The organism is Nocardioides sp. B129/18 (assembly GCF_055282735.1).
Genome location: NZ_JBUZJI010000001.1, coordinates 150,962 through 174,047, shown reverse-complemented (window position 1 = coordinate 174,047; position 23,086 = coordinate 150,962). Strand labels below are relative to the sequence as shown.

The 23,086-nt window shown below is 74.9% G+C and carries 24 protein-coding genes; 10 read left to right on the top strand and 14 right to left on the bottom strand.

Going from position 1 to position 23,086, the window contains the following annotated elements:
- Positions 1–49 precede the first annotated feature (49 nt).
- On the bottom strand, positions 50–1,657 hold the full coding sequence (locus ACZDWJ_RS00945) for an LVIVD repeat-containing protein (RefSeq protein WP_463519035.1): 1,608 nt from the start codon (positions 1,655–1,657) through the stop codon (positions 50–52).
- 90 nt (positions 1,658–1,747) lie between these two features.
- On the opposite strand from ACZDWJ_RS00945, the gene ACZDWJ_RS00940 reads away from it, so the two are divergent.
- Entirely contained in the window at positions 1,748–2,479 is a 732-nt protein-coding gene (locus ACZDWJ_RS00940; protein ID WP_463519034.1) for a DUF305 domain-containing protein, read from the top strand.
- Between the two features lie 13 nt (positions 2,480–2,492).
- Here the strand turns inward: ACZDWJ_RS00940 and ACZDWJ_RS00935 are convergent, their stop codons facing one another.
- A complete protein-coding gene (locus ACZDWJ_RS00935) occupies positions 2,493–3,185 on the bottom strand; it encodes an NUDIX hydrolase (protein WP_463519033.1) in 693 nt (230 codons plus the stop codon).
- A 109-nt stretch (positions 3,186–3,294) separates the two neighbouring features.
- On the opposite strand from ACZDWJ_RS00935, the gene ACZDWJ_RS00930 reads away from it, so the two are divergent.
- Both ACZDWJ_RS00930 and ACZDWJ_RS00925 read left to right on the top strand, forming a co-directional pair.
- Positions 3,295–4,335 carry an SPFH domain-containing protein gene (locus tag ACZDWJ_RS00930; RefSeq protein WP_463519032.1) on the top strand — a complete coding sequence of 347 codons (1,041 nt, stop codon included), beginning with the start codon at positions 3,295–3,297 and terminating at the stop codon, positions 4,333–4,335.
- Entirely contained in the window at positions 4,332–5,234 is a 903-nt protein-coding gene (locus ACZDWJ_RS00925; RefSeq protein ID WP_463519031.1) for a diacylglycerol kinase catalytic domain-containing protein, read from the top strand. Before ACZDWJ_RS00930 ends, ACZDWJ_RS00925 begins: the two co-directional genes overlap by 4 nt.
- Here ACZDWJ_RS00925 and ACZDWJ_RS00920 read toward each other — a convergent pair.
- Together ACZDWJ_RS00920 and ACZDWJ_RS00915 are read right to left on the bottom strand one after the other, a co-directional pair.
- Positions 5,221–6,144 (bottom strand): hypothetical protein, encoded by a 924-nt coding sequence (locus ACZDWJ_RS00920; RefSeq protein WP_463519030.1) that lies wholly within the window; start codon positions 6,142–6,144, stop codon positions 5,221–5,223. The genes ACZDWJ_RS00925 and ACZDWJ_RS00920 overlap by 14 nt on opposite strands.
- A gap of 122 nt (positions 6,145–6,266) precedes the next feature.
- Positions 6,267–8,294, bottom strand: a complete 2,028-nt coding sequence (locus tag ACZDWJ_RS00915) for a glycoside hydrolase family 3 protein (protein WP_463519029.1) — start codon at positions 8,292–8,294, stop codon at positions 6,267–6,269.
- Between the two features lie 154 nt (positions 8,295–8,448).
- Between ACZDWJ_RS00915 and ACZDWJ_RS00910 the strand changes: the two genes are divergently transcribed.
- Complete coding sequence (locus ACZDWJ_RS00910; protein ID WP_463519028.1) at positions 8,449–9,612, top strand: ROK family protein; 1,164 nt, start codon at positions 8,449–8,451, stop codon at positions 9,610–9,612.
- Positions 9,613–9,625: 13 nt separating this feature from the next.
- Here the strand turns inward: ACZDWJ_RS00910 and ACZDWJ_RS00905 are convergent, their stop codons facing one another.
- Positions 9,626–10,360: a DUF3159 domain-containing protein gene (locus ACZDWJ_RS00905; protein ID WP_463519027.1), complete on the bottom strand. Its 735-nt coding sequence runs from the start codon at positions 10,358–10,360 to the stop codon at positions 9,626–9,628.
- A gap of 112 nt (positions 10,361–10,472) precedes the next feature.
- Entirely contained in the window at positions 10,473–10,949 is a 477-nt protein-coding gene (locus ACZDWJ_RS00900; protein WP_463519026.1) for an acyl-CoA thioesterase, read from the bottom strand.
- Positions 10,950–11,020: 71 nt separating this feature from the next.
- Here ACZDWJ_RS00900 and ACZDWJ_RS00895 point away from each other — a divergent pair, with 71 nt between their 5' ends.
- A complete protein-coding gene (locus tag ACZDWJ_RS00895) occupies positions 11,021–11,788 on the top strand; it encodes a thioesterase family protein (protein ID WP_463519025.1) in 768 nt (255 codons plus the stop codon).
- 58 nt (positions 11,789–11,846) lie between these two features.
- On the opposite strand, the gene ACZDWJ_RS00890 is transcribed toward ACZDWJ_RS00895, so the two are convergent.
- Positions 11,847–12,350: a hypothetical protein gene (locus ACZDWJ_RS00890; protein ID WP_463519024.1), complete on the bottom strand. Its 504-nt coding sequence runs from the start codon at positions 12,348–12,350 to the stop codon at positions 11,847–11,849.
- 77 nt (positions 12,351–12,427) lie between these two features.
- Between ACZDWJ_RS00890 and ACZDWJ_RS00885 the strand changes: the two genes are divergently transcribed.
- From ACZDWJ_RS00885 to ACZDWJ_RS00875, 3 genes are read left to right on the top strand one after another with little or no spacing between them, the layout of a single operon-like run.
- Positions 12,428–12,964, top strand: a complete 537-nt coding sequence (locus tag ACZDWJ_RS00885; RefSeq protein WP_463519023.1) for a hypothetical protein — start codon at positions 12,428–12,430, stop codon at positions 12,962–12,964.
- A 13-nt stretch (positions 12,965–12,977) separates the two neighbouring features.
- On the top strand, positions 12,978–13,715 hold the full coding sequence (locus ACZDWJ_RS00880; RefSeq protein WP_463519022.1) for a DUF429 domain-containing protein: 738 nt from the start codon (positions 12,978–12,980) through the stop codon (positions 13,713–13,715).
- A gap of 35 nt (positions 13,716–13,750) precedes the next feature.
- Positions 13,751–14,257, top strand: a complete 507-nt coding sequence (locus ACZDWJ_RS00875; RefSeq protein ID WP_463519021.1) for a mycothiol transferase — start codon at positions 13,751–13,753, stop codon at positions 14,255–14,257.
- A gap of 16 nt (positions 14,258–14,273) precedes the next feature.
- On the opposite strand, the gene ACZDWJ_RS00870 is transcribed toward ACZDWJ_RS00875, so the two are convergent.
- Positions 14,274–14,723, bottom strand: a complete 450-nt coding sequence (locus ACZDWJ_RS00870; RefSeq protein WP_463519020.1) for a hypothetical protein — start codon at positions 14,721–14,723, stop codon at positions 14,274–14,276.
- Between the two features lie 35 nt (positions 14,724–14,758).
- Positions 14,759–16,078: an MFS transporter gene (locus tag ACZDWJ_RS00865; RefSeq protein WP_463519019.1), complete on the bottom strand. Its 1,320-nt coding sequence runs from the start codon at positions 16,076–16,078 to the stop codon at positions 14,759–14,761.
- 47 nt (positions 16,079–16,125) lie between these two features.
- Between ACZDWJ_RS00865 and ACZDWJ_RS00860 the strand changes: the two genes are divergently transcribed.
- Positions 16,126–17,007: an LLM class flavin-dependent oxidoreductase gene (locus ACZDWJ_RS00860; protein ID WP_463519018.1), complete on the top strand. Its 882-nt coding sequence runs from the start codon at positions 16,126–16,128 to the stop codon at positions 17,005–17,007.
- Between the two features lie 43 nt (positions 17,008–17,050).
- Here the strand turns inward: ACZDWJ_RS00860 and ACZDWJ_RS00855 are convergent, their stop codons facing one another.
- From ACZDWJ_RS00855 to ACZDWJ_RS00845, 3 genes are all read right to left on the bottom strand, one after another.
- Positions 17,051–18,442: a hypothetical protein gene (locus ACZDWJ_RS00855; RefSeq protein ID WP_463519017.1), complete on the bottom strand. Its 1,392-nt coding sequence runs from the start codon at positions 18,440–18,442 to the stop codon at positions 17,051–17,053.
- A 117-nt stretch (positions 18,443–18,559) separates the two neighbouring features.
- Positions 18,560–19,048 carry a glutathione peroxidase gene (locus ACZDWJ_RS00850; RefSeq protein WP_463519016.1) on the bottom strand — a complete coding sequence of 163 codons (489 nt, stop codon included), beginning with the start codon at positions 19,046–19,048 and terminating at the stop codon, positions 18,560–18,562.
- 4 nt (positions 19,049–19,052) lie between these two features.
- Positions 19,053–20,615 (bottom strand): DHA2 family efflux MFS transporter permease subunit, encoded by a 1,563-nt coding sequence (locus ACZDWJ_RS00845; protein ID WP_463519015.1) that lies wholly within the window; start codon positions 20,613–20,615, stop codon positions 19,053–19,055.
- 120 nt (positions 20,616–20,735) lie between these two features.
- Between ACZDWJ_RS00845 and ACZDWJ_RS00840 the strand changes: the two genes are divergently transcribed.
- The gene (locus ACZDWJ_RS00840; RefSeq protein WP_463519014.1) at positions 20,736–21,395 is read left to right on the top strand and encodes a TetR/AcrR family transcriptional regulator; all 660 of its coding nucleotides are present in this window, start codon (positions 20,736–20,738) and stop codon (positions 21,393–21,395) included.
- Between the two features lie 15 nt (positions 21,396–21,410).
- Here the strand turns inward: ACZDWJ_RS00840 and ACZDWJ_RS00835 are convergent, their stop codons facing one another.
- Together ACZDWJ_RS00835 and metX are read right to left on the bottom strand one after the other, a co-directional pair.
- The gene (locus ACZDWJ_RS00835; RefSeq protein WP_463519013.1) at positions 21,411–21,968 is read right to left on the bottom strand and encodes an SACE_7040 family transcriptional regulator; all 558 of its coding nucleotides are present in this window, start codon (positions 21,966–21,968) and stop codon (positions 21,411–21,413) included.
- Between the two features lie 5 nt (positions 21,969–21,973).
- Positions 21,974–23,065: a homoserine O-acetyltransferase MetX gene (metX, locus tag ACZDWJ_RS00830; RefSeq protein WP_463519012.1), complete on the bottom strand. Its 1,092-nt coding sequence runs from the start codon at positions 23,063–23,065 to the stop codon at positions 21,974–21,976.
- Between the last annotated feature and the right edge of the window lie 21 nt (positions 23,066–23,086).

Sequence of the window (23,086 nt, the reverse complement as noted above, 5' to 3'; positions counted from 1 at the left end):
CGCCGCGACTGCGACGGGGGCCCGGGGGGTCGGGTTCGGGTGATCGGGATCAGTAGGACGTCTGCGACTGCACGTTGAGCTGACGCTGCTGGACGCGCAGCGCCGGCGCGATGCGCGGGTCGCGCACCGACAGGACGTCCAGGCCGCGCTGGATGTCGCTGGAGTAGATGTGACCGTCATACCAGTACGCCGACCACGATCCGCCGAGGACGAGCCGGTCCGCGGCGAGCGGCCCGCGGTCGAACCAGGCGATCTCCTTCGGGTGCGAGGAGTCGGTGAAGTCCCACACCGAGATGCCGCCCTGATACCAGGCCTGCACCATGATGTCGCGGCCCTTGACCGGGATCAGCGAGCCGTTGTGGGCCACGCAGTTCTCGGTGGCCGCCTGGGTGCGCGGGATCTTGAAGTAGGAGCCGAACACCAGGCGTCCGCGCCGGATGTCGTAGACGCCGTCGGCGCCCTTGACCGGGCCGGTCTCGGGGTTGCAGGTGGGCCCGCCGCCGCCGCCGAGCTCGTCGGTGAAGACGACCTTCGTGCCGGCGTTGTTGAAGGTGGCGGAGTGCCAGAAGGCGAAGTTCTCGGTGTCGCGGACCCGCTCGGTCACCCGCGGGTGCTCGCGGTCGGAGATGTCGAGGAGGATGCCGTCGCCCATGCAGGCGCCCGCCATGAGGTCCTTCTTCGCGTACGCGGTGAGGTCGTGGCAGCCGCTCGTGGTGGCGGAGTAGCCGCCCGGCTGGTTGCCGCCGTCGGGGAAGAGGACCGGGGTGCCGACCAGCGTCGCCCGTTCGGGCGCCCGGGTCGGGATCCTGACGACGCTGATGCGGTCGTGGGGCGGCTGGCAGTCGGGGAACGTGGCGTTCGGGCCGTAGGAGGAGACGTAGACGAACACGTCGCGCTTGCTGCGCGAGGGCGCGAGGGTGTGGGTGTGCGAGCCGCACGGGGTCTCGACCGAGGCGACGTAGCGCGGCGCGGTGGGCCGGCTGATGTCGAAGACCCGGATGCCCTCCCACGACTCCTTGATCGTGGCCGACTGGGCGACGTTGTCGCAGGAGTCGTTGCTGCGGCTGGAGTCGACGCTGAGCACGAGCAGGTCGCCGTAGACCGACACGTCGTTCTGCGAGCCGGGGCACACGACCTGGGTGGCCAGGCGCGGCTTCGCGGGGTTGCGGATGTCCCACACCGAGAGGCCGTCGTAGTTGCCCTGGAAGGCGTAGTTGCCCTGGAAGGCGAGGTCGGTGGAGAAGGAGCTCTCGCCGGCGAACGCACCGGACTTGGGCACGTTCGCGATCAGCTCGATGTTGCGGCTGTGGGCGACCTCGCCGGGCTGGAGGACGTCCTCGCCCGGGGCGCCGGCGTCGTCGACGCGGGCGAGGTCCTGGCCGGGCAGGCAGGCGAGGCGGAAGTTGTCGTCGGCCGTGGCCAGACGCCGCTGCTGAGCGGTGGTGCAGGCGGGGGTGACGGCGGTGGACGCCGCGGCCTGCTCGGCGTGCTCGGTGCTGTGCTCGGTGCTGTGCTCGGTGCCGTGCTCGCCGTCGTGCGCCTGCGCCTGCAGGACGCCGACGCCGAGCGAGGCCGGGGCCAGCGAGAGGAGCAGGGTCGCGCCCAGGAGGCGCGCGCGCCGCGATCGGCGTCGAGGGGTGGGGTCAGGGACTGTCATGGGGGTCTCCCGAGAAGGATCTGGACAGGACCGGGTCCCCCGACCCTGCCCTATGGTGGTCTAGACCACAACCCCGTTCCCGGAGCGCCGATGTCCCCCTCGCCCGTCGCCCAGCAGCCCGTCCAGCCCTCGATCCGGCCCTCGATCCGGCGCGGTCTCGCCGTCGCCGCGGCCGCCCTGCTCCTGCCGGCCCTCGCCGCCTGCTCCGGCGGTGCGGACGCGGCCGACGAGCCCGCCGCCCGGGCGGACGGCTCCGCCTCCGTGGTGCGGCCCGGAGGCCCCGGTGAGGCGGCCACCACCCTGGGGGCCGACGCCTCGGTCGAGCCCGCGGCAGCCGTGCACGACGACATCGCGTTCGCGCAGATGATGATCCCCCACCACGCGCAGGCCCTGACGATGACCGACCTCGCCCGCACCCGCGCGGCCTCGCCGGCAGTCAAGGCGCTGGCGCAGCGCATCTCGGCCTCCCAGCGTCCGGAGATCCTCACGATGGGCGCCTGGCTGCGCGAGCAGGGCGTCGACGTCCCCCGCGCCTCCGACGACGCCGACGCCTACGACCACGGCGACCACGGTCACGCCACCATGCACGGCATGCTCACCGACGCCCAGATGCGCACGCTGGCGCGCTCGCGCGGCACCGCCTTCGACCGCCTCTTCCTCCGCGGCATGATCCAGCAGCACGAGGGCGCGGTCGAGATGGCCGAGGTCGTCGAGGAGAAGGGTGCCGACGTCCGCATCAGCGAGCTCGCCACCGAGATCGTCGCCGGTCAGGGCGCCGAGATCGGCCGCATGGAGGACCTCCTGCGTCGCCTTCCGGCCTGAGTGCGCTCGAGGCTCAGGCGCCCGCGCGGCTCAGCGGCGGGTGCAGGCGCTCGGCCGGCCCGAGGCGGAACAGCGCGGCCGGACGACCACCGCCCCGGGTGGTGGTCTCCCCGGTCGGCACCAGGAAGCCGGGCGTCCCGGTGACCTTGCGGTGGAAGTTGCGCGGATCGAGGGGCTGGCCCCAGACGGCCTCGTAGACCGCGCGCAGGTCGTTGACGGTGAACGGGTCGGGGCAGAACGCCGCGCCGAGCGGGCTGTACTCCAGGCGCGCGCGGGCGCGCTCGAGGCCGTCGGCCAGGACGCTCGCGTGGTCGAAGGCCAGGCGGGCCTCGGTGAGCTCGTCGACGCGCCGCCAGGCGGCATCGCTGGCGTCGCCGCCGGCCGCGGGCTGCCCCAGATCGGGCAGCAGGGCGAGGTGGGCCACGCTGACGACCCGGCCGCGGGGGTCGCGGCGAGGTGCGCCGTAGGTGCGCAGCTGCTCGAGGTGGCCGACGTCGCGCAGCCCGGTCTCCTCGGCGAGCTCGCGGGCCGCGGCGTCCTGGAGGTCCTCGCCGGCGCGGACGAAGCCGCCCGGGAGCGCCCAGGCGCCGCGATGCGGGCTCTCGCGGCGTCGGACGACGAGCGCGTGCAGCGCTCCGTCGCGCAGCGTGAGCACGACGAGGTCGACGGCGAGGGCCACGGGGACCACCTCGGACGGGAGCGCCATGCCGTCGACCCTACCAATAATCGTCATCTTGACGATATCGAGCAGAGGTGGTGGACTAATCGTCATAACGACGATTAAAGCGATCGTCGTGGACGTCGAGGAGGACGCCATGGCCGACATCCGCCGCTACCCCTTCGTGCGCCACCTGCGCACCGCCGAGACCTCGCACGTGCGGGTCGTCCGCAACGGCGCCCTGCTGCGCAGCACCACCGGCGGCAGCCTGTGGTTCCGTCCCCTCAGCAGCGCGCTCTCCGAGCTGCCGGTCGACGACCAGGAGCTGCCCTCGCTGGTGCACGCCCGCACCGCCGACCTGCAGGACCTCGCGGTGCAGCTCACCGTCACCTTCCGCTTCGCCCGGCCCGACCGCGCCGCGACCCGCATCGACTTCGGCATCGACCCGGCGACCGGCCAGTGGCGGGGGACCCCGCTGGCGCAGGTGCAGGCGATCCTCGCCGAGGCCGCCCAGCAGCACGCCATGCAGGTGGTGGCCGGACTCGACCTCGTCGAGGCCGTGACCCGCGGCGCGGCCCCGGTGCGCGACGCCGTCCGGGCCGGCCTCGTGGGCGACCAGCGGCTCGCGGACACCGGCATCGAGGTCGTCGACGTCCGCCTGGTGGGGCTGCGTCCCGAGCCCGAGGTCGAGAAGGCGCTCCAGACCCCGGCGCGCGAGCGGCTCCAGCAGGACGCCGACCGCGCCACCTACGAGCGGCGCGCGGTGGCCGTCGAGCGGGAGCGCGCCATCGCCGAGAACGAGCTGGCCAACCAGATCGAGCTGGCCCGGCGCGAGGAGCAGCTGGTGGCCCAGCGGGGCCAGAACGAGCGGCGACGGGCCGAGGAGGCCGCCGCCGCCGACGCGATCAGCCTGCGCGCCGAGGTCGCCCGCACGCGGGAGCGCACCCAGGCCGAGGCCGACGGCCTCGCCGCCACCGGCGTCGCCGCCGCCGAGGCGGAGGCCGCCCGCGTGGCGCCCTACCGCGATCTGGAGCCGGTGATGGTGGCCGCGCTCGCCCTGCGCGAGCTCGGGGGGCGACTGCCTGAGATCGGCACGCTCGTGCTCACGCCCGACCTGCTCTCCAGCCTCGCCGCCGGCTGGGGTGCCCAGGCCGCCGGCACGGTCGACGCGGGGAGCGCCGCCGAGGCTCGGCGATGACGCTCTCGCCGCGCGTCGTGCTCGTCCACCGGGCCAGCGAGCTCAGCGCCCTGGTGGCCCAGCACGGCACCCTCGGGCAGGCGCGCTTCTTCCTGCGCTCGCGCGACCGCAACCCCGCCGAGCTCCAAGCCCACGACGACGCGCTGGGCGCGGCCCTGCGCCGGGTGGAGGCGGCCGTGCCCGAGGGGTGGCGCACCGGCCGCGTGGAGCGGGCCGACCTGCCGCGCTTCGCCTTCAGCCCCGAGGACCTCGTGGTCGTCGTCGGCCAGGACGGGCTGGTGGCCAACGTGGCCCGGTTCCTCGACGGGCAGCCGGTGATCGGCGTCGACCCCGAGCCGGGCCGCAACCCCGGCGTCCTGGTGCGCCACCGCGCCGAGGAGGTCGGCGCCCTGCTGCGGGCGGTGCACGACGGCGCGCGCACGCCCGAGGAGCGGACGATGGTCGGTGTCGTCACCGACGACGGTCAGCGGCTGAACGCGCTCAACGAGCTCTACCTGGGCCACTCCTCGCACCAGACCGCCCGCTGGACGCTGCACTCGCCGGGCGAGGGCGACGGCCGCGACGCGGAGCGTCAGGCCACCTCGGGCCTGCTGGTGGGCACCGGCACCGGGGTCACGGGATGGTGCGGCTCGGTGGCCCGTGAGCGCGGGTCGTCCCTGCCCGTGCCGACGCCCACCGAGCGCGAGGTCGTCTGGTTCGTCCGCGAGGCCTGGGCCTCGCCGGTGACCGGCACGACCCTCACCGAGGGGCGGCTCGGCGCGGGCGCCTCGCTGGTCGTCCAGGTGGAGTCCGAGCGCCTGGTGGTCTTCGGCGACGGCATCGAGGACGATCGGCTCACCCTCGGCTGGGGCCAGCGGGCGTGGATCGGCGTCGCGGATCGCGTCCTCAGGCTCGTGTGAGCGCCGCCAGGCGGTGCAGCAGCACGACCTCGGTGCCGGCCAGGCCGGTCGAGAGGTGCACCCGGCGTCCGGTCGTCGGGGCGGCGACGGCCCCCGCGGCGACGGCCGAGAGCGGGACGACGGCGTCGGCCAGTCCGAGCGAGCGGGCCAGCGACGGCGGCTCGTAGGCGGCCAGCTGGGCGGGGGAGTCGGTGGTGAGGAACGACGCGCCGGTCAGCACCTCGGCGGCGATCTCGCTGCGGGGCGGCTGCTTGGGCCCCACGGTGACGATCAGGACGTCCTCGCCGAGCGCGGCGGCGTCCAGCACCGGGGTGGGGGAGGAGGTCGCCACCAGCACGACGTCGGCTCCGGCGACGGCGCTCGCGGCGTCGGCCGCGGCTCTCGCGGGCAGGCCGAGCTCGTCGCGGGCGCGGGTGACGAGAGCGTCACGGCGCTGGGGGCCGCGGGAGTGCACGCGCACCTCGGCGATCCGCCGCACCGAGCTCAGCGCCCAGAGCTGGGTCCAGGCCTGGAGGCCCGCGCCGATCACGGCGACGACGACGCCCTCGCGCGGCCGCGGGGCGAGCAGGTCGGCCGCCGCGCCCCCGAGGGCGCCGGTGCGCAGCGCGCCGAGGAGGTCCCCGACGGCGACGGCCGCGACCCGACCGCTCGCGTCGTGGGCGACGACGATCTGCTCGGCGTCGGGCAGGCCGAGCGTGTCGTAGGCGCGGAACCCGTGGGCCTGTCCCTCGAGCCGACCGGCGGTGACGACCAGCGCGCCGTCGCCGAGGTCGGCCCGCAGTCGGGCGGGGGCGGTCAGCCGACCGTCGTGGAGGGCCACGAGAGCGTCGTGCATCGCGGCGACCGCCAGCGCGGGCGTGGCCAGCCGGGCGACGTCGGCGTCGGTGAGCAGGAGGGGCGTCCGGGACATGACGACGACGCTAGGACCTCCACCTAGGTCGAGGTCCAGCCGTCCGCCTCGGCGTGAGATGCGAGGGACCCCGCGTCGACCGGTGGTCGGCGCGGGGTCCCGGACGGCGGACCCAGCCGGCGTCAGTGGTCGTGACCGCCGTGGTGCCCGTGGCCCCCGTGACCGCCGGCGGCCCGGGTGCGCAGGCCGAAGCCGTAGCGGTAGAGCGGGTCGTAGTCGGCGTCGCCGACGTTGATCGGCTCCTGGGCCACCGAGCGCGGCCAGGTGACGGGAAGCCGACCGGTGAAGGGCTGCGCGCCCAGCAGGACGTCCGCGACGCCGCGGCCCTCGGAGCCGGGCAGCCACGAGGCGACCAGCGCGTCGATCCGCGGGAGCAGGGTCGGCGGGATGATCATCGGCCGGCCCGACACCACGAGCACGGTGCAGCTGGCGGCCGCGGCGCAGGTGGTGCGGATGGCCTGCTGGTCGGCGGCGGAGAGCTCCATCGTCTTGGCCGGACGCTCCACGCCGGCGTCGTTCCAGCGCGGGCCGTTCACGTCGCCGAAGCCCTCGGCGTAGGGCGTCTCGCCCACCACGACCACGGCGTCGGCGCTCGCCGGCACCGGGGCCGAGGCGTCGACGCTGACGGTGACCGGACGGCGGGTGGCCTTGCGGATGCCGTCGGCGATGGTGTCGCCGGGGATGGTGGCGCCGCTGCCGCCCTGCCACTGCACGGTCCAGCCGCCGGCCTGGTTGCCGAGGTCGTCGACGTTGCTGCCGGCGAGGTAGAGCGGGCGCACGCCGCGGGCGGCGAGGGGCAGGGTCTCGGTGCGGTTGCGCAGCAGCACCTGCGAGCGGGCGACGGCCTCGCGGGCGACCGCCCGGTGCGCGGCGCTGCCGACGTCCTTGAGGTGGCGGCGGTTCGTGTACGGCTGCTCGAAGAGGCCGAGCTCGAACTTCTTGGTGAGGATCCGCCCGACCGCGTCGTCGATGCGGGCCCGGCTGACCTCGCCGTCCTCGACCAGCGAGGTCAGGGTGGTGATGAAGTCGCGCCAGCCGTCGGCGTTGCCGCTGTAGGGCTCCATGAACATGTCGACGCCGGCGTTGACCGAGGTGCGCACCTGGTCGCGGTAGGTGCCGGGGATCTGGTGGATCGCGCGCCAGTCGGAGATGACGAAGCCGTCGAAGCCCATCTTCTGCTTCAGGACGCCGGTGAGCAGCTCCTTGCTCGCGTGCATCTTGGTGGGGTTGCCCAGGCCGTCGTCGGTCCAGTCGACGCTGGAGTAGGACGGCATCACCGTGCCGACGTCGTAGCGCTCGACGGCGTCGACGAAGGGGCGCAGGGCCAGGCGGGCGAAGTCGCGGCGGGAGACCTCGTCGACGCCCTGGTCGACGGTGTAGTCGCCCTCGCCGGTGCCGTAGGTGGTCAGGCCGTCGCCGGCGAAGTGCTTGGCGCTGGCGAGCACGCGGTCGGCGTCGTCGAGCTGGCCGCGGCGGCCCTGGAGGCCGCGGATCGCGACCGACATCTCCTCGGCCAGGCGCGGGTCCTCGCCGAAGGACTCGTACGTGCGGCCCCAGCGGTCGTCGCGGGCCACGCACAGGCAGGGCGCGAAGGCCCACTGCGGCCCGGTGGAGCGGGTCTCCTCGGCGGTGACGTGCGCGATGCGCTCGACCAGGCGGGGGTCGCGGGTGGCGCCGAGCCCGATGTTGTGCGGGAAGATCGTCGCCCCGAGCACGTTGTTGTTCCCGTGCACGGCGTCGATGCCGTAGAGCAGCGGGATGCCCAGGCGCGTGGTGAGCGCGGCGCGCTGGTAGCGGTCGACCATGTCGGCCCAGGCCGTCGGGGTGTTCGGCGTCGGTGCGGAGCCGCCGCCGGAGAGGACGCTGCCCAGGCCGTAGGAGGCGATGAGCGCGGGGTCGGCGTCGATGTCGGCCCGCTCGGCCTGCGTCATCTGGCCGATCTTCTCCGCCAGCGTCATCCGGGAGAGCAGGTCCTCGACGCGGCGCTGCACCGAGGCGTGGGCGTCGCGGTACACAGGGCCGGCGGTGCCGCGGGCGTCGGCGGACGGCGCGGGGTCGGCCCCTGCGGGTGCCGTGGCGAGGCCGGCGGTGACGAGACCGGCCGCGAGGAGCCCGGCCGCGAGCGCGGCCGGACGGGATCGTCGGAGCATGGGGGTCCTCCCGAGAGAGGGGGCGGTCGACCGCCCCCGATGGCTGTGACCGCGGTCACCGTAGGTCTCGCCTTCTGCACGGATCAATGCGTAATCTCGCCTCCCTCGCCGGTCTTTTGTCAGAGGTCCGGACGAATCACGGAGGTCTCGGGACGTGACGATCAACGACGGCGCCCTGGCGCGCCTGCGCCAGGACCATCGCCGCGCCGTGGTGCGCGCGCTCGCCGCCTCGGGGCCGGCCAGCCGGGCCGAGCTGGCCCGGCGCATCGGCCTGTCCCGCACCACGGTCTCGGGCCTGGTGGCCCAGCTGATCGCCGACGGCGTGGCCTGCGAGACCGGCGTCACCGGCCGCCCCCACAAGGGCGGCAGCGGCCGTCCGCCCGTGCTCGTGGCGCTGCGGGCCGCGCCCGGCGTCGTCGCCGGGATCGACGTCGGGCACGGCCACCTGCGGGTGGTGGTGGCCGACGCCGAGGGCACTCCGCTCGCCGAGGCGCTCGAGGCGCTCGACGTGGACGGTCGCGGCGTCGCGACGCTCGAGCGCGCCGCCGTCGTCGTCGGCCGGCTGGTGCGCGAGGCCGGCTCCGGCGCCCTCACCACGGTCGGCGTCTGCGTGCCCGCGCCGCTGGATCGGCGCACCCGGCGGGTGTCCACCGGCGTGCTCCCTGGCTGGCTGGGCATCGCGCCCGGGCCCGAGCTCGAGCGACGCCTCGGGGTGCCGGTGGAGGTCGACAACGACGCCAACCTCGGGGCGCTGGCAGAGGTCACCCGCGGCGCCGGCCGCGACGTCGACGACGTCGTCTACCTCAAGCACTCCGGCGGACTCGGCGCCGGGATCGTCCTCGGGCGGCGACTGCACCGCGGCAGCACCGGCCAGGCCGGCGAGATCGGGCACGTGCAGATCGGCGAGGACGGGCCGGTGTGCCGCTGCGGCAACCGCGGCTGCCTGGAGACCCTCGTCGCCGCGCCGCGGCTGCTCGGCCTCCTCCAGCCCGCCCACGACGAGCCCCTCGACGTCCCCGCCCTGCTCGCGCTCGACGCCGAGGGCGACGCCGGCGTCCGGCGGGTGCTGGGCGACGCCGGGCACCTGATCGGACGTGCCGTGGCCGACCTCGCCAACTGCCTCAATCCGGGGCTGGTGGTGCTGGGCGGCGCCCTGGGAGCGGCGGCGTCGGTGCGCTCCGGCGTCGAGCGGGCGCTCGAGCGCTACGCCCAGCCCGACACCGCCGCGGCGCTGCGGGTGGTGCAGGGCGCGCTCGGCGAGCGCGCGGAGGTGGTCGGCGCGGTGGCCCTCGCGGTCACGGGCGCGGCTGCGGGGTGAGCCCGCGCGGCACTCAGGCGGCGGCGGGAAGGGCGAGCGGCCCGGCCGGAGCGGGCAGCGCGAGCGGTTCGGTCTGCCCCGCAGACCCGGCGAAGCGCAGGCTCAGGTGGGGGAGGCGACGCAGCCGCCACACGCCCCACAGCAGGCAGCCGCCGGTCGAGCCGACGGTGCAGACGATGCCCAGCCCGCTCTGGACGACGACGGCCTGCTCGAGCGGCAGGCGCATGACCAGCGCCCCGAGCCCGGCGCAGACCACGTGGACGCCGCCCCAGATGAGCGCCATCCCGCTGAAGACGCCGCGCACGGCGTGGTCGTGGACCACCTCGGCGGGCAGCCGCACGAGGTCGCCGGCCAGCCGCAGCGTCACGGGGTGGCCGATGAGCCCGGAGACGCAGAAGAACACGCCGAGGGCGAAGGAGATCAGGATCGGCTGCCACAGGTAGAAGGCGACCGACGCGACGGCGGCGGCCGAGCCGACCCGCACCACGAACATCGACGTCGTCAGCCACACGGCGGTGGGCACCCGGCGTCGACGCAGGACCCGCACCAGCGGCATCCCGCAGCGCCAGGCCAGCACGAGCGCCAGACCGGTCGTCGCCCCGCCGAGCCGCAGGCCCAGCACCAGCAGCACGGCGGGGACGACGACGGTCTCTGCCAGCAGCGCCGCGCCGCGCCGGGCGACGTCGCGAAGACGTCCCAGCTCGACCACGTGGACGGCCCGGGAGGGGGCCTGCGGTGCGCTGCTCACGCCCACACGATCGGCCGCCGTCGCGGCTCCTGAGCCTTTTGCGGGTGAATGCCGAGGGACGGGACGGCGACGCCTCGGACGCGGGGTCAGCCGCCCAGGTCAACCGCGCAGGTCAACCGCGCAGGGCGACCGGCGGCGCCAGATGGCGCTCGAGGTGGCCGCGCAGCACGTCGTCGAGGGCCCAGGCGCTGCCGGTGCGGTGGTCCCACATGACCAGCGCGGAGTCGGCGATGAGCGCCGGCGCGCCACCGGCCTCGACGCGCAGCTCGGTGGACACCGAGAACGACGTCCGGCCGATCCGGCTGATCCACAGCCGCACGTGGAAGGGCTGGAACGGCGCGAAGCGCATCTCCGCGTGGTAGTCGACGCGCTGGGATCCCATCAGCTCCGCGACCCCGTCGGGCGCACCGCCGAGCAGGCCCGGCCGCTCGCCGGTGAGGCCGGGCGCGAACCGCAGGAACAGGATGCGGGCCTCGTCGATGATCCGGATCGCCTCGACGTTGTCGACGTGTCCGCCGAGGTTGACGTCGCGCATGCGGGGGTGGATCTCGCAGTCGAACACGGCGGGGGAGGGCTGCTGCTCGGTCACGCCCGCATCATCGCCGATGCCCGCGCGACCCCGGCGGGCCGGTCCGCCGGCTGCTGCGATAGGCAGGAGCCATGGCCTACTTCGAGCGCACCGGACCCAGCACCCTCCGCCCGAGCCCCCTGGTCGGCGGTGCGTGGAACCAGGCCGAGCAGCACGTCGCGCCCGCGCTCGGGGTGCTGGCCCACGCCGTCGTCAGCGACGCCGCGCGCCGGCGCGACGACGTCGTCCTGGTCTCCCGACTGTCCTGGGACATCCTCGGCACCCTGACGCTCGACGAGGTCGAGGTGGCCGTCGAGGTGCGGCGTCCGGGACGCACGATCGAGCTCGTCGAGGCGACGATGAGCCAGGGCGGACGGCCCGCCGTGCTGCTGCGCGCCTGGCTGCAGCAGCCGCGGGACTCCGCCGCCGTCGCCGCGACCCGCGAGACCGCCCTGCCGGCGCCCGTCGACGTCGAGCCCTGGGAGCCCACCACCGACTGGGCGGGCGCCTTCATCGCCAGCATCGAGGTGCGCCGCCGACTGGTCGCACCCGGCCGTGCGCAGGTGTGGGCGCGCACCGGCGTCCCGCTGGTCGACGAGCCGTACGGGCCGCTCGCCCGGCTCGCCGGGATGCTCGACGTCGCCAACGGCATGAGCGTGCTCGCCGACCCTCGCCAGGTGGCCTTCCCGAACCTCGACCTCACCGCCCACCTGGTACGCGAGCCGGTCGGGGAGTGGCTGGGCCTCGACACGACGGTGACCTTCGGCCCCACCGGCCTCGGCCTGACCCGCTCGGTGCTGCACGACGTCGAGGGCCCCCTGGGCTCGTTGGCGCAGACCCTCACGGTGCGCCCCGGCTGAGCCTCCGTCGCTGGTCGAGCGCGTCCGGTGGGGCGGCTCGATCACCGGTGGGGCGGCATCACCGGGCGCGGGCGTCGTCCTCGGCCAGGCGGGCCAGGGTGAGCAGCTGGCGTCGGGCCATGACGAGGTCGCCCGCGGAGACCAGCGGGGCGGCCCAGCGGGGCCCGGCCATGACGATCTTCATCAGCAGGCGCGAGCCGCCGGGCGCCGGGCGCACCCGGTAGGAGAGGTGCGAGGCGAGGATCGTGCCGGTGAGCTCGACGCCGGGCTCGACGGCCGCGACCCGCCCCACCGCGCGTCCGGCGCAGGCGGTGAACGGGTCGCCGGGGGCCGGGTCGGGGAGATCGAGCAGCTCGTGGGGCGAGCGGCGGCCGAGGTTGTCGATCCAGTCGTAGGAGTAGGGAGCGAGGCGAATCTGGACGAGCCGCCGCCACGTCACCTCCGGCGGGGCGGCGACGTCGACGCCGCGCCAGGCCTCGAGGGCGGGGGCGGCGACGAGCGCGTCGCAGCCGTAGGGCTCGCGGGTCTCGGCGTCGGTGACGCCCCATCGGTCGGCCAGCACCCCTCCAGCCTGCCAGGCGGGCCAGGCGGGCCAGGCGCGCAGGCGGACGGCCACCCCCGGTCTGGGACGATGGGCCCATGCGCTTCACCGAGCACGAGATGACCACCGCCCTCCACGGGTTCGTGAAGGCCGGGCTGCATCGCGACCCCGAGCAGGCGGAGGAGATCTGGCGCACCATGCCGCGCTTCCCCCGCTTCGAGCGCATCCAGATGGTCGGCGAGGTGGCGCTGCCGGTGATGGTGCGGCTCCCCGAGATCGACGTCGAGACCGGCACCCAGCCGCAGTTCAGCGACGAGCAGGTCGCCGACACCGTCCGCCCCTGGCTCGAGGAGCGCTTCCGCGCGCAGACCCTCGCCCAGGCCGAGGCCGACCAGATCCCCGCCGCCGACGCCGAGGCCGAGTTCGAGCACTGGTGGGAGTCGCAGGCCGAGGACGCCGTCGCCCAGCACGTCGAGTACGTCCAGGGCGTGCTCGCCCACCTGCCGCTGCGCTCGGAGGACGCCCAGCCCGCCGACCGCCAGGCCCCGCGGCCGGCGCCGCGCGATCCCGCCGAGCTCGCCGAGGACGACCTGCCCGACCTGCCGGCCGACTTCGTCATCCCCGACCACCTCTGAGGCCCGGACGCCCGTGCACGCCGTCGGCATCGACCTCGCCTGGGGGCTGCGCAGCCCCACGGGGCTCGCCGTCGTCGACGGCGCCGGCCGGCTTGTGCGGATCGCCGCCGTGCGCACCGACGAGGAGATCGTCGCGTTCGTCGAGCCGTTCCTGGCGGGCGGCGTCGTCGCGGGCATCGACGCCCCGCTGATCGTCGTCAACCCCACCGGCTCGCGCCCGGCCGAGCAGGCGCTGGGCCGCGACTTCCGCCGCTTCCAGGCCGGCTGCCACCCCTCCAACACCGGCAAGCCGGAGTTCGCCGCCGGCACCCGCGGCGCCGGCGTCGCCGCCCTGCTCGGCCTCACGCTCGACCACGAGGCCGATGGGCCGCGCGCCCTGGAGGTCTACCCGCACGCGGCCACCGTCGCGCTCTTCGACCTGCCGCGGATCCTGCGCTACAAGGCCAAGCCCGGCCGCGACCAGCCGCTGCTGCGCGCCGAGCTGCTGCGACTGATGGACCTCGCCGCGAGCGTCGTCGACGTCGGCGCGCAGGCCCCCGCCCACGAGGCCTGGGCCGCCCTGCGCGCCACCGTCGAGCAGGCCACCACCAAGGCCGCGCTGCGCCGGGTGGAGGACCAGGTCGACGCCGTCGTCTGCGCCCACGTCGCCTGGCTGGCGCTCCACGAGCCGACCGCGCTCACGACCTACGGCGACCCCGACACCGGCGTCATCGTCACCCCCGCGCTGCCGCCCGACCGCCTGCCGGGGTGACCTCGCGGCGGCCGACCGCGCCCTAGCGTCGGGGCATGGACGTCGCCGCGCTGCTCAAGGACGCCTTCGGCCGCCTGGAGGAGTCGCTCGACGGCGTCCTCGACGACCTCACCGTCGACGAGCTCGCCTGGACGCCGGCGCCCGGCACGAACCCCATCGCCTGGCTGGTCTGGCACCTTGCGCGCGTGCTCGACGACCACGTCGCCAGCGCGTTCGACCGGTCCCAGGTCTGGGAGGCACAGGGCTTCCGCGAACGGCTCGCGCTCGACCTGCCCGCCGACGACACCGGCTACGGCCACGGCCCCGACGAGGTGGCCCGGGTGCGGGCCACCGGCGAGGACCTCGCCGCCTACGCCCGCGCGGTGCTCGCCGCGAACGCCGACGACGTCCGCGGTCTCACGCCCGCCGCGCTCGACCGCGTCGTCGACGAGCGCTGGGATCCGCCGGTGACCCTCGGCGTCCGCCTCGTCAGCGTGCTCGACGACGCCACGCGACACCTCGGCCAGGCCGAGTACGTCCGGGGGCTGCTCGACCGCACCTGAGCGGGACGGGTCCGCCTCAGCCGGCGGCTCGCACGCTCCCGAGGATGGCGGCGACCACCGCCCGGTCCGGGCCCTCGGCGTAGGCGACCATCGACCCCGCGGTCGCATAGCCGCCCCAGGCGGGGTCGTCGCCCCGGCCGCGGTGCACGCCCGGGCCCACGGCGGGGTCGAAGGTCGCCGAGCCGTAGAAGGCCAGGCCCGTGGCCGGGTCGCAGGCGTCGGTGCCCTCGGGGCCCCAGCGCTCGAAGGCGAGCTCGCATCGGGACGTGTCCAGGCGGCGCCAGGAGGCGGGCACGTCGACGCGCAGGTCCTCGAAGGCCACCGTGCGCCAGCCCTCCCGCGGCGCCTCGCCGACCGTGCGCGAGCGAGGCGCCGGATCCGCGTCGCGGTCGGTGAGGAGCACGACGCCGAGCACCGCCACGGCGCAGGCGAGCAGGACGACGACGCGACGGGCGAGGGGGCTCATGGCACTGCGACGCCGCGCCCCGACGTCAGGTTCCCTCAGGCGGGGTCGGTCTGGGAGTCGGCCCGGGAGTCGGCTTGGGGGCTCGCCGTCCGCACCAGCCGGTAGCGCACGAACGACGGCACCGCGAGCGCGGCGACGACCGTGCCGACGATCACCAGCACTCCGCCACCCGCCGCGGCGGCGGCCGCTCCGACCGAGGCCGCGGCGGCGCCGTGGGCGACATCGCTGATCCGCGGTCCGCCGGCCACGACGACGATGAACACGCCCTGCAGCCGCCCGCGGACGGCGTCGGCGGCGGCCGTCTGCAGCATGGAGGTGCGGAACGCGGCCGACGCCATGTCGGCGGCGCCGCCGAGGGCCAGCATCGCCACGGCGACGACGAGCATCGGCGTGCGCCAGTGGTCGGCGAGCGCGACGGCCACGCCGAAGCCGAGGATCGCCGCGCCCCACACGAGGATGCAGACGATGACGGCCAGGCCCTGACGCGTGACGCGGGAGACCCAGCCGCTCAGGACGCCGCCGATGACGGCGCCGGCGGGGATGGCCGCGAAGAGCAGCGCGAACACCAGCCCGCCCTGGTCGGGGCCGCCGAAGTCGCGGTGCGCGATCTCGGGGAACAGCGCCCGCGGCATGCCGAAGATCATCGCGATCAGGTCGACGACGAAGCTCATCAGCAGCACCGGCTGGGTGCGCAGGTAGGTGAGGCCCTCGATCACCGAGCGCAGGCCGGGCGCGGCGGCGCCGGCGATCGCCTCGATCGGCAGCGGGGGCAGCCGCACCACCGCGCCGAGGGTGAACAGCAGCGAGAGGGCGTCGAGCAGGTAGAGCCAGGAGAAGCCGAGCACGGGGATGAGGGCCCCGGCCACCAGCGGGCCCGCGATGCCGCCGGCCTGCATCACCGTCATGCTCAGCGAGTTCGCCGCCGGGAGCAGCTCGGGCTCGAGGAGGCGCGGCAGCACCGCGCTGCGAGTCGGCTGGTTGACCGCGAAGAACGCCTGCTGCAGCGCGAAGAGCCCCAGCAGCAGCCACACGTCGCCCGACCCGAGCGCGGCCTGCACCCAGAACAGCGTGCTGGTGAGGATCAGGCCCACGGTCGTGCAGATGAGCAGCGTCCGGCGGTCGACGTGGTCGGCCAGCGCCCCGCCGTAGAGCCCGAAGACCACCAGAGGCACCAGGCCGAACAGCCCGGTGAGGCCCACGTAGGCCGACGAGCCGGTCTCGGCGTAGATCTGGGCGGGCACCGAGACGACCGTGAGCTGCGCCCCGATGACGGTGACGATGTTGGCCAGCCACAGGCGTCGAAAGTGGGGGTTCTGCAGAGGTCGGGTGTCGGCCACCAGTCCACGGATCCCCACGGTCCCCGAACCTACGTCGTCGCCGCGCTCGCGCGTAGGTTGGGGTGGTGCGCATCGGAGTGACCCTGCTGACCGACCTGCCCTGGAGCCAGGCCGCTCCCCGCTGGAAGGCGGTGGAGGACCTCGGCTTCGACCACGCCTGGACCTACGACCACCTGGTCTGGGGCGGGCTCGTCGGCGCGCCATGGCGCGGGGCGACGCCGGTGCTCGGCGCGGCCGCGGTCGTCACCGAGCGCATCGAGCTCGGCACGCTCGTCTCGCCGCCGAACTTCCGCCACCCCTACCAGCTCTTCCGCGACGCCCAGGCCCTCGAGGACCTCTCCGACGGCCGGTTCGTCCTCGGCGTGGGGGCCGGCGGCGACATCGACAGCGTCGTGCTCGGCACCGCGCCGATGACCCCGCGCCAGCGCGCCGACCGCTTCCACGAGCTCGTGCTCATGCTCGACGCCCTGCGCAGCGGCGACCACGTCGACGTCGCCGGCGAGCACTTCTCCCTCGCCGACGCGCGCACCGCCCCGGGGCTGGACCGCACGCCGCTGATCGTCGCGGCCAACGGCCCGCGGGCGCTGCGCCTGGCCGCCCGCGTCGGGCAGGGCTGGGTGACCACCGGTCCGTTCCGCACGCCGCTCGAGGAGTGGTTCGCCGGCCTGGAGGAGTCCGCGCGGCGGCTGGAGGAGGAGCTCGAGGTCACCGGCCGCGGCGAGGGCTTCCGTCGCCTGCTGCTCCTCGACACCACCTCGACCCCCGAGCTTCCGGGCGGACGGGTCTCGCTCTCCAGCGTCGGGTTCTTCGAGGAGCTCGTCGGCCGCGCCGACGCGCTCGGCTTCACCGACGTCATCACGCACTGGCCGCGGCCCGAGGAGCCCTACGCGGCCTCGGAGTCGACGCTGGAGCAGGTGGCCGCCGAGGTCCTGCCCCGCTGGCGCTGACCCCGATCCCGGCAGCGGGCCGGGACCGGGGTCGAGGCGGCGCTCAGCTCTTCGGGGTCGCTCCCTCGAGGATGATCGGGTACGACGCGTGCGCGCGCTCCAGGGGCAGCGTCAGCAGGGTGGTGCTGCTCGGGAAGCAGGAGCGGGGGATCGTCAGGGCCCAGGTGGTCTTGGTGGACGTGACGCGGCCGCGCTCCTGCGCGCAGGTCCAGCGCGACCGGTCGGTGTTGTAGGCGTCGACGCGATAGCCGGTGCTGGTGGTGGAGTCGCGCACGATCCGGGCGCTCCAGCGGCGTCCGTCGCCGGAGGGGCTGGCGTCCTCGAAGACGAACCCGGTCTCGCGATCGGCCGCGGGCGGCACCTTCGTGCTCAGCCAGTTGCGCTCGACGTAGACGGTGTCGTTGGTGGCGGTGGAGTCGTTCCACCGGAACTCGGTGCGGATGTCGGACTTGTCCCAGCTGAACGGGCTCTCGATCGCCCCCTGGTCGGAGTACTGCAGCCAGGTGAGCGTGAGCGGCCGAGCCACGCGCGTGGTGAACAGGTCGGTGGTGAGGTAGCCGATGTCGACGCTGGCGGCGTTGCGGGTCTTCGGGACGACGCCGGGGTCGTGACGGTAGGCGGTGAGGGTGGTCGTGACCGACACGGGCGTGTCGTTGTTGTAGACCCCGCCCAGGCAGGTCACCGGGACCCGGTGCTCGAGCCCGCGGATGGCCGGGGTCTTGGTGCCGTTGGTGCTGGGCATCGTGGTCTGCACCCGCATCGCACGGCCGGCCACGGTGACGCGTCCGGGAAGGCTGCTCCAGCCGTCGCAGGTGACCGGACGGTCGTTGCGGGTGACCGTCCAGATGTCCTTGGCCGGGCCGTCGATGATCGGCCGGGAGCCGTCGGCCTCGTAGGGCCACAGCGGGGCGTTGCGCCGGGTGTGGGTGAACTCCATGCGCACCGGGCCGCTGCGGGTCTGGTAGCGGAAGGTCAGCGTGAGCGTGAGGTTGGGCAGCGCCGTCGCCGGGCCGCGGTTGAGCGAGGTGCGGACGTAGACGTACTTGCGCTGGGTGCCCGGCATGACCTCGGCGAAGAGGTTCGAGCCGATGGTCTGGTCGACGGCGGCGTCGAGGGTGGTGTCGCTCAGGTAGCCGGTGGCGGCGTGGGCGTCGGTGTCCTCCTTGGAGTTCGGGTCCCACAGCTGCATCTCGGCGAACGACATGTAGGGGTTGGCCAGCGCCTGCGCGTCGTTGAGATACCAGAGGTCGCCGGTGACGCCCTGAGGGCGGTAGGAGCCGAAGTTGGGGCCGGCGTTGAACCCCGGCGCGACCGCGGACTGGCTGGCGCGGGGCACCGGCGCGTTGTCGGCGAGCGCGGGCGGGGCGAGGACGGAGACGGACGCTGCGGCGGCGGTGGCCGCGAGGAGCGTCGTGACCCGAGAGGCGTGAGGCACGAGGAAACCCTTCGACGAGGTCGGACCGTCGCAGCCTGCCCTGCCGGGGGCGTCCTCATGCCTGTGCCGGCATGAGGACGCCCTCAGGAGACGGACCCGGGCTCGGGCCGGACGTGCTCAGCCGAGCAGCGCCTCGACGGCCTCCACCACCGCGGGGTCGCGCGGCTCGACGCCCGGGGAGAACCGGGCCAGGATCGTGCCGTCGGCGGCGAGCAGGAACTTCTCGAAGTTCCAGGTGATGTCGCCGGCCTCGCCCTTCTCGTTCGCGGTGGGGGTGAGCGCCTCGTAGAGCGGGTGCCGGTCGGCGCCGTTGACCTCGATCTTCTCGGTCATCGGGAAGGTGACGCCGTAGGTGGCCGAGCAGAACTCCTCGATCTCCTCCGCGGTGCCGGGCTCCTGGCCGCCGAACTGGTTGCACGGCAGCCCGACGACGGTGAACCCGCGAGGGGCGTACTCCTCGTGGAGGGCCTCCAGGCCGGTGTACTGCGGGGTCAGGCCGCACTTGCTGGCGACGTTGACGAGGAGGGCCGGCGCGCCGCCGGTGATCTCGCCGAGGGTGGCGGCCGAGCCGTCGAGCCGGGCGATCGGGGTGTCGAGGATGCTCATGTCCTCAGAGCGTAGAGGCGGTCTCCAGGGCCGCGTCCCCGGCCTGTCCCTGCTCGCCGCGCTCGCTCGGCGGGGTCCATCGCCGGCCCGGCAGGGCCGCCAGCGCGCCGAGCGCGCCGACCAGGCACAGCACGCCGATCACCAGGCAGCCGGTGGAGAGGCCGTCCATGAAGGCGGTCTCCATCGCGGCGCGGACGGCGGGCACGCTGCCGCCGAGCGCGTCGGCCACGCCGACCGACTCCTGCGCCGCCTCCAGCCGGCCCTGCGGCAGGCCGCCGCCGGCGAGCAGCTCGCCGAGGCGGCTGGCGTAGACGCTGGAGAAGACCGAGCCGATGACCGCGACGCCGAGGGTGCCGCCGAGCTCGCGGGTGGCGTCGTTGACCGCCGAGCCGACGCCGGCGCGCGCCGGCGGCAGCACCTGCATGATCGACTCGGTGGCCGCGGTGCTCACCAGGCCGAGGCCCAGGCCCATCAGCACCATCTGCGGGACGATCGTCATGGGGTAGGAGATGTCGACGTCGCCGGTGGAGATCCACAGGAACGAGCTGCCGAGCAGCGTCAGGCCGAGGGTGACGACGGCCTTGGTGCCGAGCCGGGGCGCGAGCAGCCCGCCGAGGATCGAGGCGAGCGCGATGCACGTGGCCACCGGGATCGTGCGGGCCCCGGCGCCCAGCGGGGAGTAGTCGCGCAGGAACTGGAAGAACTGCGTGATGAGGAAGATGAAGCCGAAGAGGGAGAAGAAGGCGATCGTCACCGCGCCCGAGGCCGCGCTGAAGCGGGGGTCGGCGAAGAGGGCGACGTCGAGCATCGGGTGCTCGGCCCGGCGCTCCACCGCGACGAAGAGCGCCACCAGCGCCGCGGCGCCGAGGAAGCCGCCCAGGGTGGCCGCCGACGACCAGCCGCGCTCGGGGCCCTCGATGATCGTGTAGGTCAGCAGGCCCAGCGCGGCCACGGAGACGCCGAGGCCGGGCAGGTCCAGGCGCGGGACGCTCGCGTCGCGCGACTCCGGGACGAACAGCGCGCTCATCGCGATGGCGAGCACCGCCACCGGCACCAGCGCCCAGAAGACCGCGTGCCAGGTGAAGTGCTCGAGGAGCCAGCCGCCGGCGACCGGGCCGAGCGCGACGCCCATGCCGGTGCTCGCGCCCCAGGCCCCGAGGGCGGCCGCGCGCTCACCGCGCTCGGGGAAGGTGTTGGCGATGACCGAGAGGGTCGTGGGGAAGATCAGCGCGGCGAAGACGCCCATGACGAAGCGCAGCGCGATGAGGGCGCTCGCGCTGTCGACGAGGGCGGCCGCGCCGCTGGCCATGCCGAAGCCGGCCAGGCCCAGCAGCAGCGCGGGACGACGTCCGAAGCGGTCCGAGAGCGAGCCCATCGCCAGCACGAGGGCGGCGAAGGCGAGGTTGTAGCCGTCGACGATCCACAGCAGCTCGCGGGTGCCGGCGTCGAGCGCGGTGGCCAGGTCGGGGATCGCGACGTTGACGATCGTGGTGTCGAGGTTGATGGTCAGCGCCGCGAGGCAGACCGTGACGAGCACGAGCGGCTTGCGGATGGTGGTGGGTGACATCGGGGCTCCTGCGCGTCTCGCCGGGTCGAAGTGGACGGTGTCAACATCCGTCGTGGACGAGTGTGCGGTCGTTATGTGTCCGGTGTCAACATCTCCTCCCCGGTGGTCTACCCTCGTCGCGTGAGCACCGCCCGCGCCTACCACCACGGCAATCTGCGGGCCGCCCTCGTCGAGGCCGGCGTCGAGGCGCTGCGCGAGAAGGGCGTCGAGGGCCTGGCCCTGCGCGACCTCGCGCGCCGCGTCGGCGTCAGCCACAACGCCGCCTACCGGCACTTCGCCGACCGTGACGCCCTCCTCGGCGAGCTCGCCGGCGTCGGCATGCAGGCCCTCACCGCGGCCGGCGCGGCTCGGCTGGCGGCCCTCGACGACCCCGATCCGGTGCACCGTGCCCGGCAGGGCCTGCAGGAGATCGGCCGCAGCTACGTCGACTTCGCGCTGCGCGAGCCCGGGCTGTTCCGCGCCGCCTTCGTCGCCTTCCCGAGCCTGCCCAGCGCGACGCCGATGGTGCCGGCCGCCGAGGCGCTGGTGGAGGGCAGCCCGTTCGGCCAGCTCACCGACTGCCTCGACGCCCTCGTCGACGTCGGCTTCCTCGCCCCGGACGCCCGTCCGGGCGCGGAGTTCACCTGCTGGGGCATCGTCCACGGCCTGGCGATGCTGCTGCTCGAGGGCCCGCTGCAGGGCCTCGACCAGGCCGCGCGCACCGAGGTCGTCGACGGCGCGCTGGCCAGCATCGACCGCGGCTACGGCGCCACCACCGGCACCTGGCCCCCGCTGACCTGACGCTCCGCCGGCCGGTCAGCGAGGAGCGGGCGCGCGCAGCGCCGAGCGGGCCATCTGCGCCAGCAGCGGCGCCATCGCCTCGTCGGGCAGCAGGGCCGAGCGGGGCGTGGAGTTGATCAGCCCGAAGGTGGCGTGGGCGCGGGCCCGGGCGGTGGCGAGGTCCAGGCCCGGGTCGAGCTCGCGCAGCCGGGCGGCCCACACGTCGACGTAGGCCCGCTGCAGGGTGCGCACCTGCTCGCGGGCGTCGGGCGGCAGCGACTCCCAGTCACGGTCCTGGACGATGATCAGCGGCCGGTGCCGCAGCGCGAACTCCACGTGCCAGGCGACGAGCGCGTCGAGCGCGCCGGCGGCGTCCTCGGCCTCGGCGACCCGCTCCAGCCCGACGGCCAGCAGCCGCTCGCTGATCGAGACCAGCATCTCGGCGAGCAGCGCGTCCTTGGAGGCGAAGTGCTTGTAGAGCGCGGGGCCGGAGATGCCGCAGGCGGCACCGAGGTCGGCCACCGAGACGCCGTGGAAGCCGCGGCGGGCGAACAGGTCGGCGGCGATGTCGAGGATCTGCTCGCGCCGGCTCACGCGGCTCAGGGTAGTGCGGGCACCGGCGCCTCGAGCGCCGCCCGCACCCGCTCGTGGTAGCCGGGTGGATCGAGCAGGAACGAGTCGTGGCCCCACGGCGAGGCGATCAGGGCGTCGTCCACCGCGACGCCCGCCGCCCGCAGCGCCGCGACGATCGGCGCCGACTGCGCCGGGGCGAAGCGCCAGTCGGAGTCGAAGGAGGTCACCGACACCTGGGTGCCGTGGGCCGCGAGCCGGGCCAGGGCGTCGGGCGTGCCCGGCTCCGCCAGGGGGTCGTAGTAGTCGAGGGCGCGGGAGAGGTGGAGGTAGGTGAGGGCGTCGAAGCGGCGCAGGAAGCTCTCGCCCTGATGCTGCAGGTAGCTCTCGACCTCGTAGTCGACCTCGAAGGTCGGGGCGTCCGCGCGCCGCTCGTGGCCGAACTTCTGCTCCAGCGCCTGCGCGGAGACGTACGTGATGTGCGCGAGCATGCGGGCCACCTTCAGCCCGCGGGCCGGGACGACGCCGTGCTCGGCGTAGCGCCCGCCGTGGAAGTCGGGGTCGCTGGTGATCGCCTCGCGGGCCACCGCCGAGAACGCGATGTTCTCCGGCGTCAGGCGCGCGGGCGTGGCCACCAGCACGGCGCGGTCGACGCGCTCGGGCTCGGCCAGCAGCCACGAGAGCGCCTGCATGCCGCCGAGCGAGCCGCCGACGAGCGCGTGGATCCGTCCGATCCCGAGCCGGTCGAGCAGCCGTCGGTGGGTCGTGACGAGGTCGGCCACCTCGAGCAGCGGGAAGTCAGGGCCGTGGACGCGGCCGGTGGCCGGGTCGATCGACGAGGGGCCGGTGGTGCCGCGGCACCCGCCGAGCAGGTTGGCGCAGACCACGAACCAGCGGTCGGTGTCGACGGCCAGGCCCGGCCCGACGAGGGTCGACCACCAGCCGCCCTCGCCGGCCACGTGGGCGTCGCCGGTGAGGGCGTGCAGCGCGACGACGACGTTGTCGCGCTCCGGCGTCAGGGTGCCGAAGGTCTCGTAGGCCACCTCGACGTGGGCGAGCGCTGCTCCCGAGCGCAGCCGCAGCGGGTCGTCGGCACGACGACCCGCTGCGGGCCGGACCACTCGCTCACGGCCGGGTTCCGT

Coding starts and splice junctions, on each gene's coding strand:
- ACZDWJ_RS00915 (WP_463519029.1), bottom strand. CDS start 8,294: ATGCTCCGACGATCCCGTCCGGCCGCGCTCGCGGCCGGGCTCCTCGCG.
- ACZDWJ_RS00925 (WP_463519031.1), top strand. CDS start 4,332: ATGACGCTCTCGCCGCGCGTCGTGCTCGTCCACCGGGCCAGCGAGCTC.
- ACZDWJ_RS00875 (WP_463519021.1), top strand. CDS start 13,751: ATGGACGTCGCCGCGCTGCTCAAGGACGCCTTCGGCCGCCTGGAGGAG.
- ACZDWJ_RS00930 (WP_463519032.1), top strand. CDS start 3,295: ATGGCCGACATCCGCCGCTACCCCTTCGTGCGCCACCTGCGCACCGCC.
- ACZDWJ_RS00885 (WP_463519023.1), top strand. CDS start 12,428: ATGCGCTTCACCGAGCACGAGATGACCACCGCCCTCCACGGGTTCGTG.
- ACZDWJ_RS00935 (WP_463519033.1), bottom strand. CDS start 3,185: ATGGCGCTCCCGTCCGAGGTGGTCCCCGTGGCCCTCGCCGTCGACCTC.
- ACZDWJ_RS00845 (WP_463519015.1), bottom strand. CDS start 20,615: ATGTCACCCACCACCATCCGCAAGCCGCTCGTGCTCGTCACGGTCTGC.
- ACZDWJ_RS00895 (WP_463519025.1), top strand. CDS start 11,021: ATGGCCTACTTCGAGCGCACCGGACCCAGCACCCTCCGCCCGAGCCCC.
- ACZDWJ_RS00870 (WP_463519020.1), bottom strand. CDS start 14,723: ATGAGCCCCCTCGCCCGTCGCGTCGTCGTCCTGCTCGCCTGCGCCGTG.
- ACZDWJ_RS00850 (WP_463519016.1), bottom strand. CDS start 19,048: ATGAGCATCCTCGACACCCCGATCGCCCGGCTCGACGGCTCGGCCGCC.
- ACZDWJ_RS00945 (WP_463519035.1), bottom strand. CDS start 1,657: ATGACAGTCCCTGACCCCACCCCTCGACGCCGATCGCGGCGCGCGCGC.
- ACZDWJ_RS00940 (WP_463519034.1), top strand. CDS start 1,748: ATGTCCCCCTCGCCCGTCGCCCAGCAGCCCGTCCAGCCCTCGATCCGG.
- ACZDWJ_RS00920 (WP_463519030.1), bottom strand. CDS start 6,144: ATGTCCCGGACGCCCCTCCTGCTCACCGACGCCGACGTCGCCCGGCTG.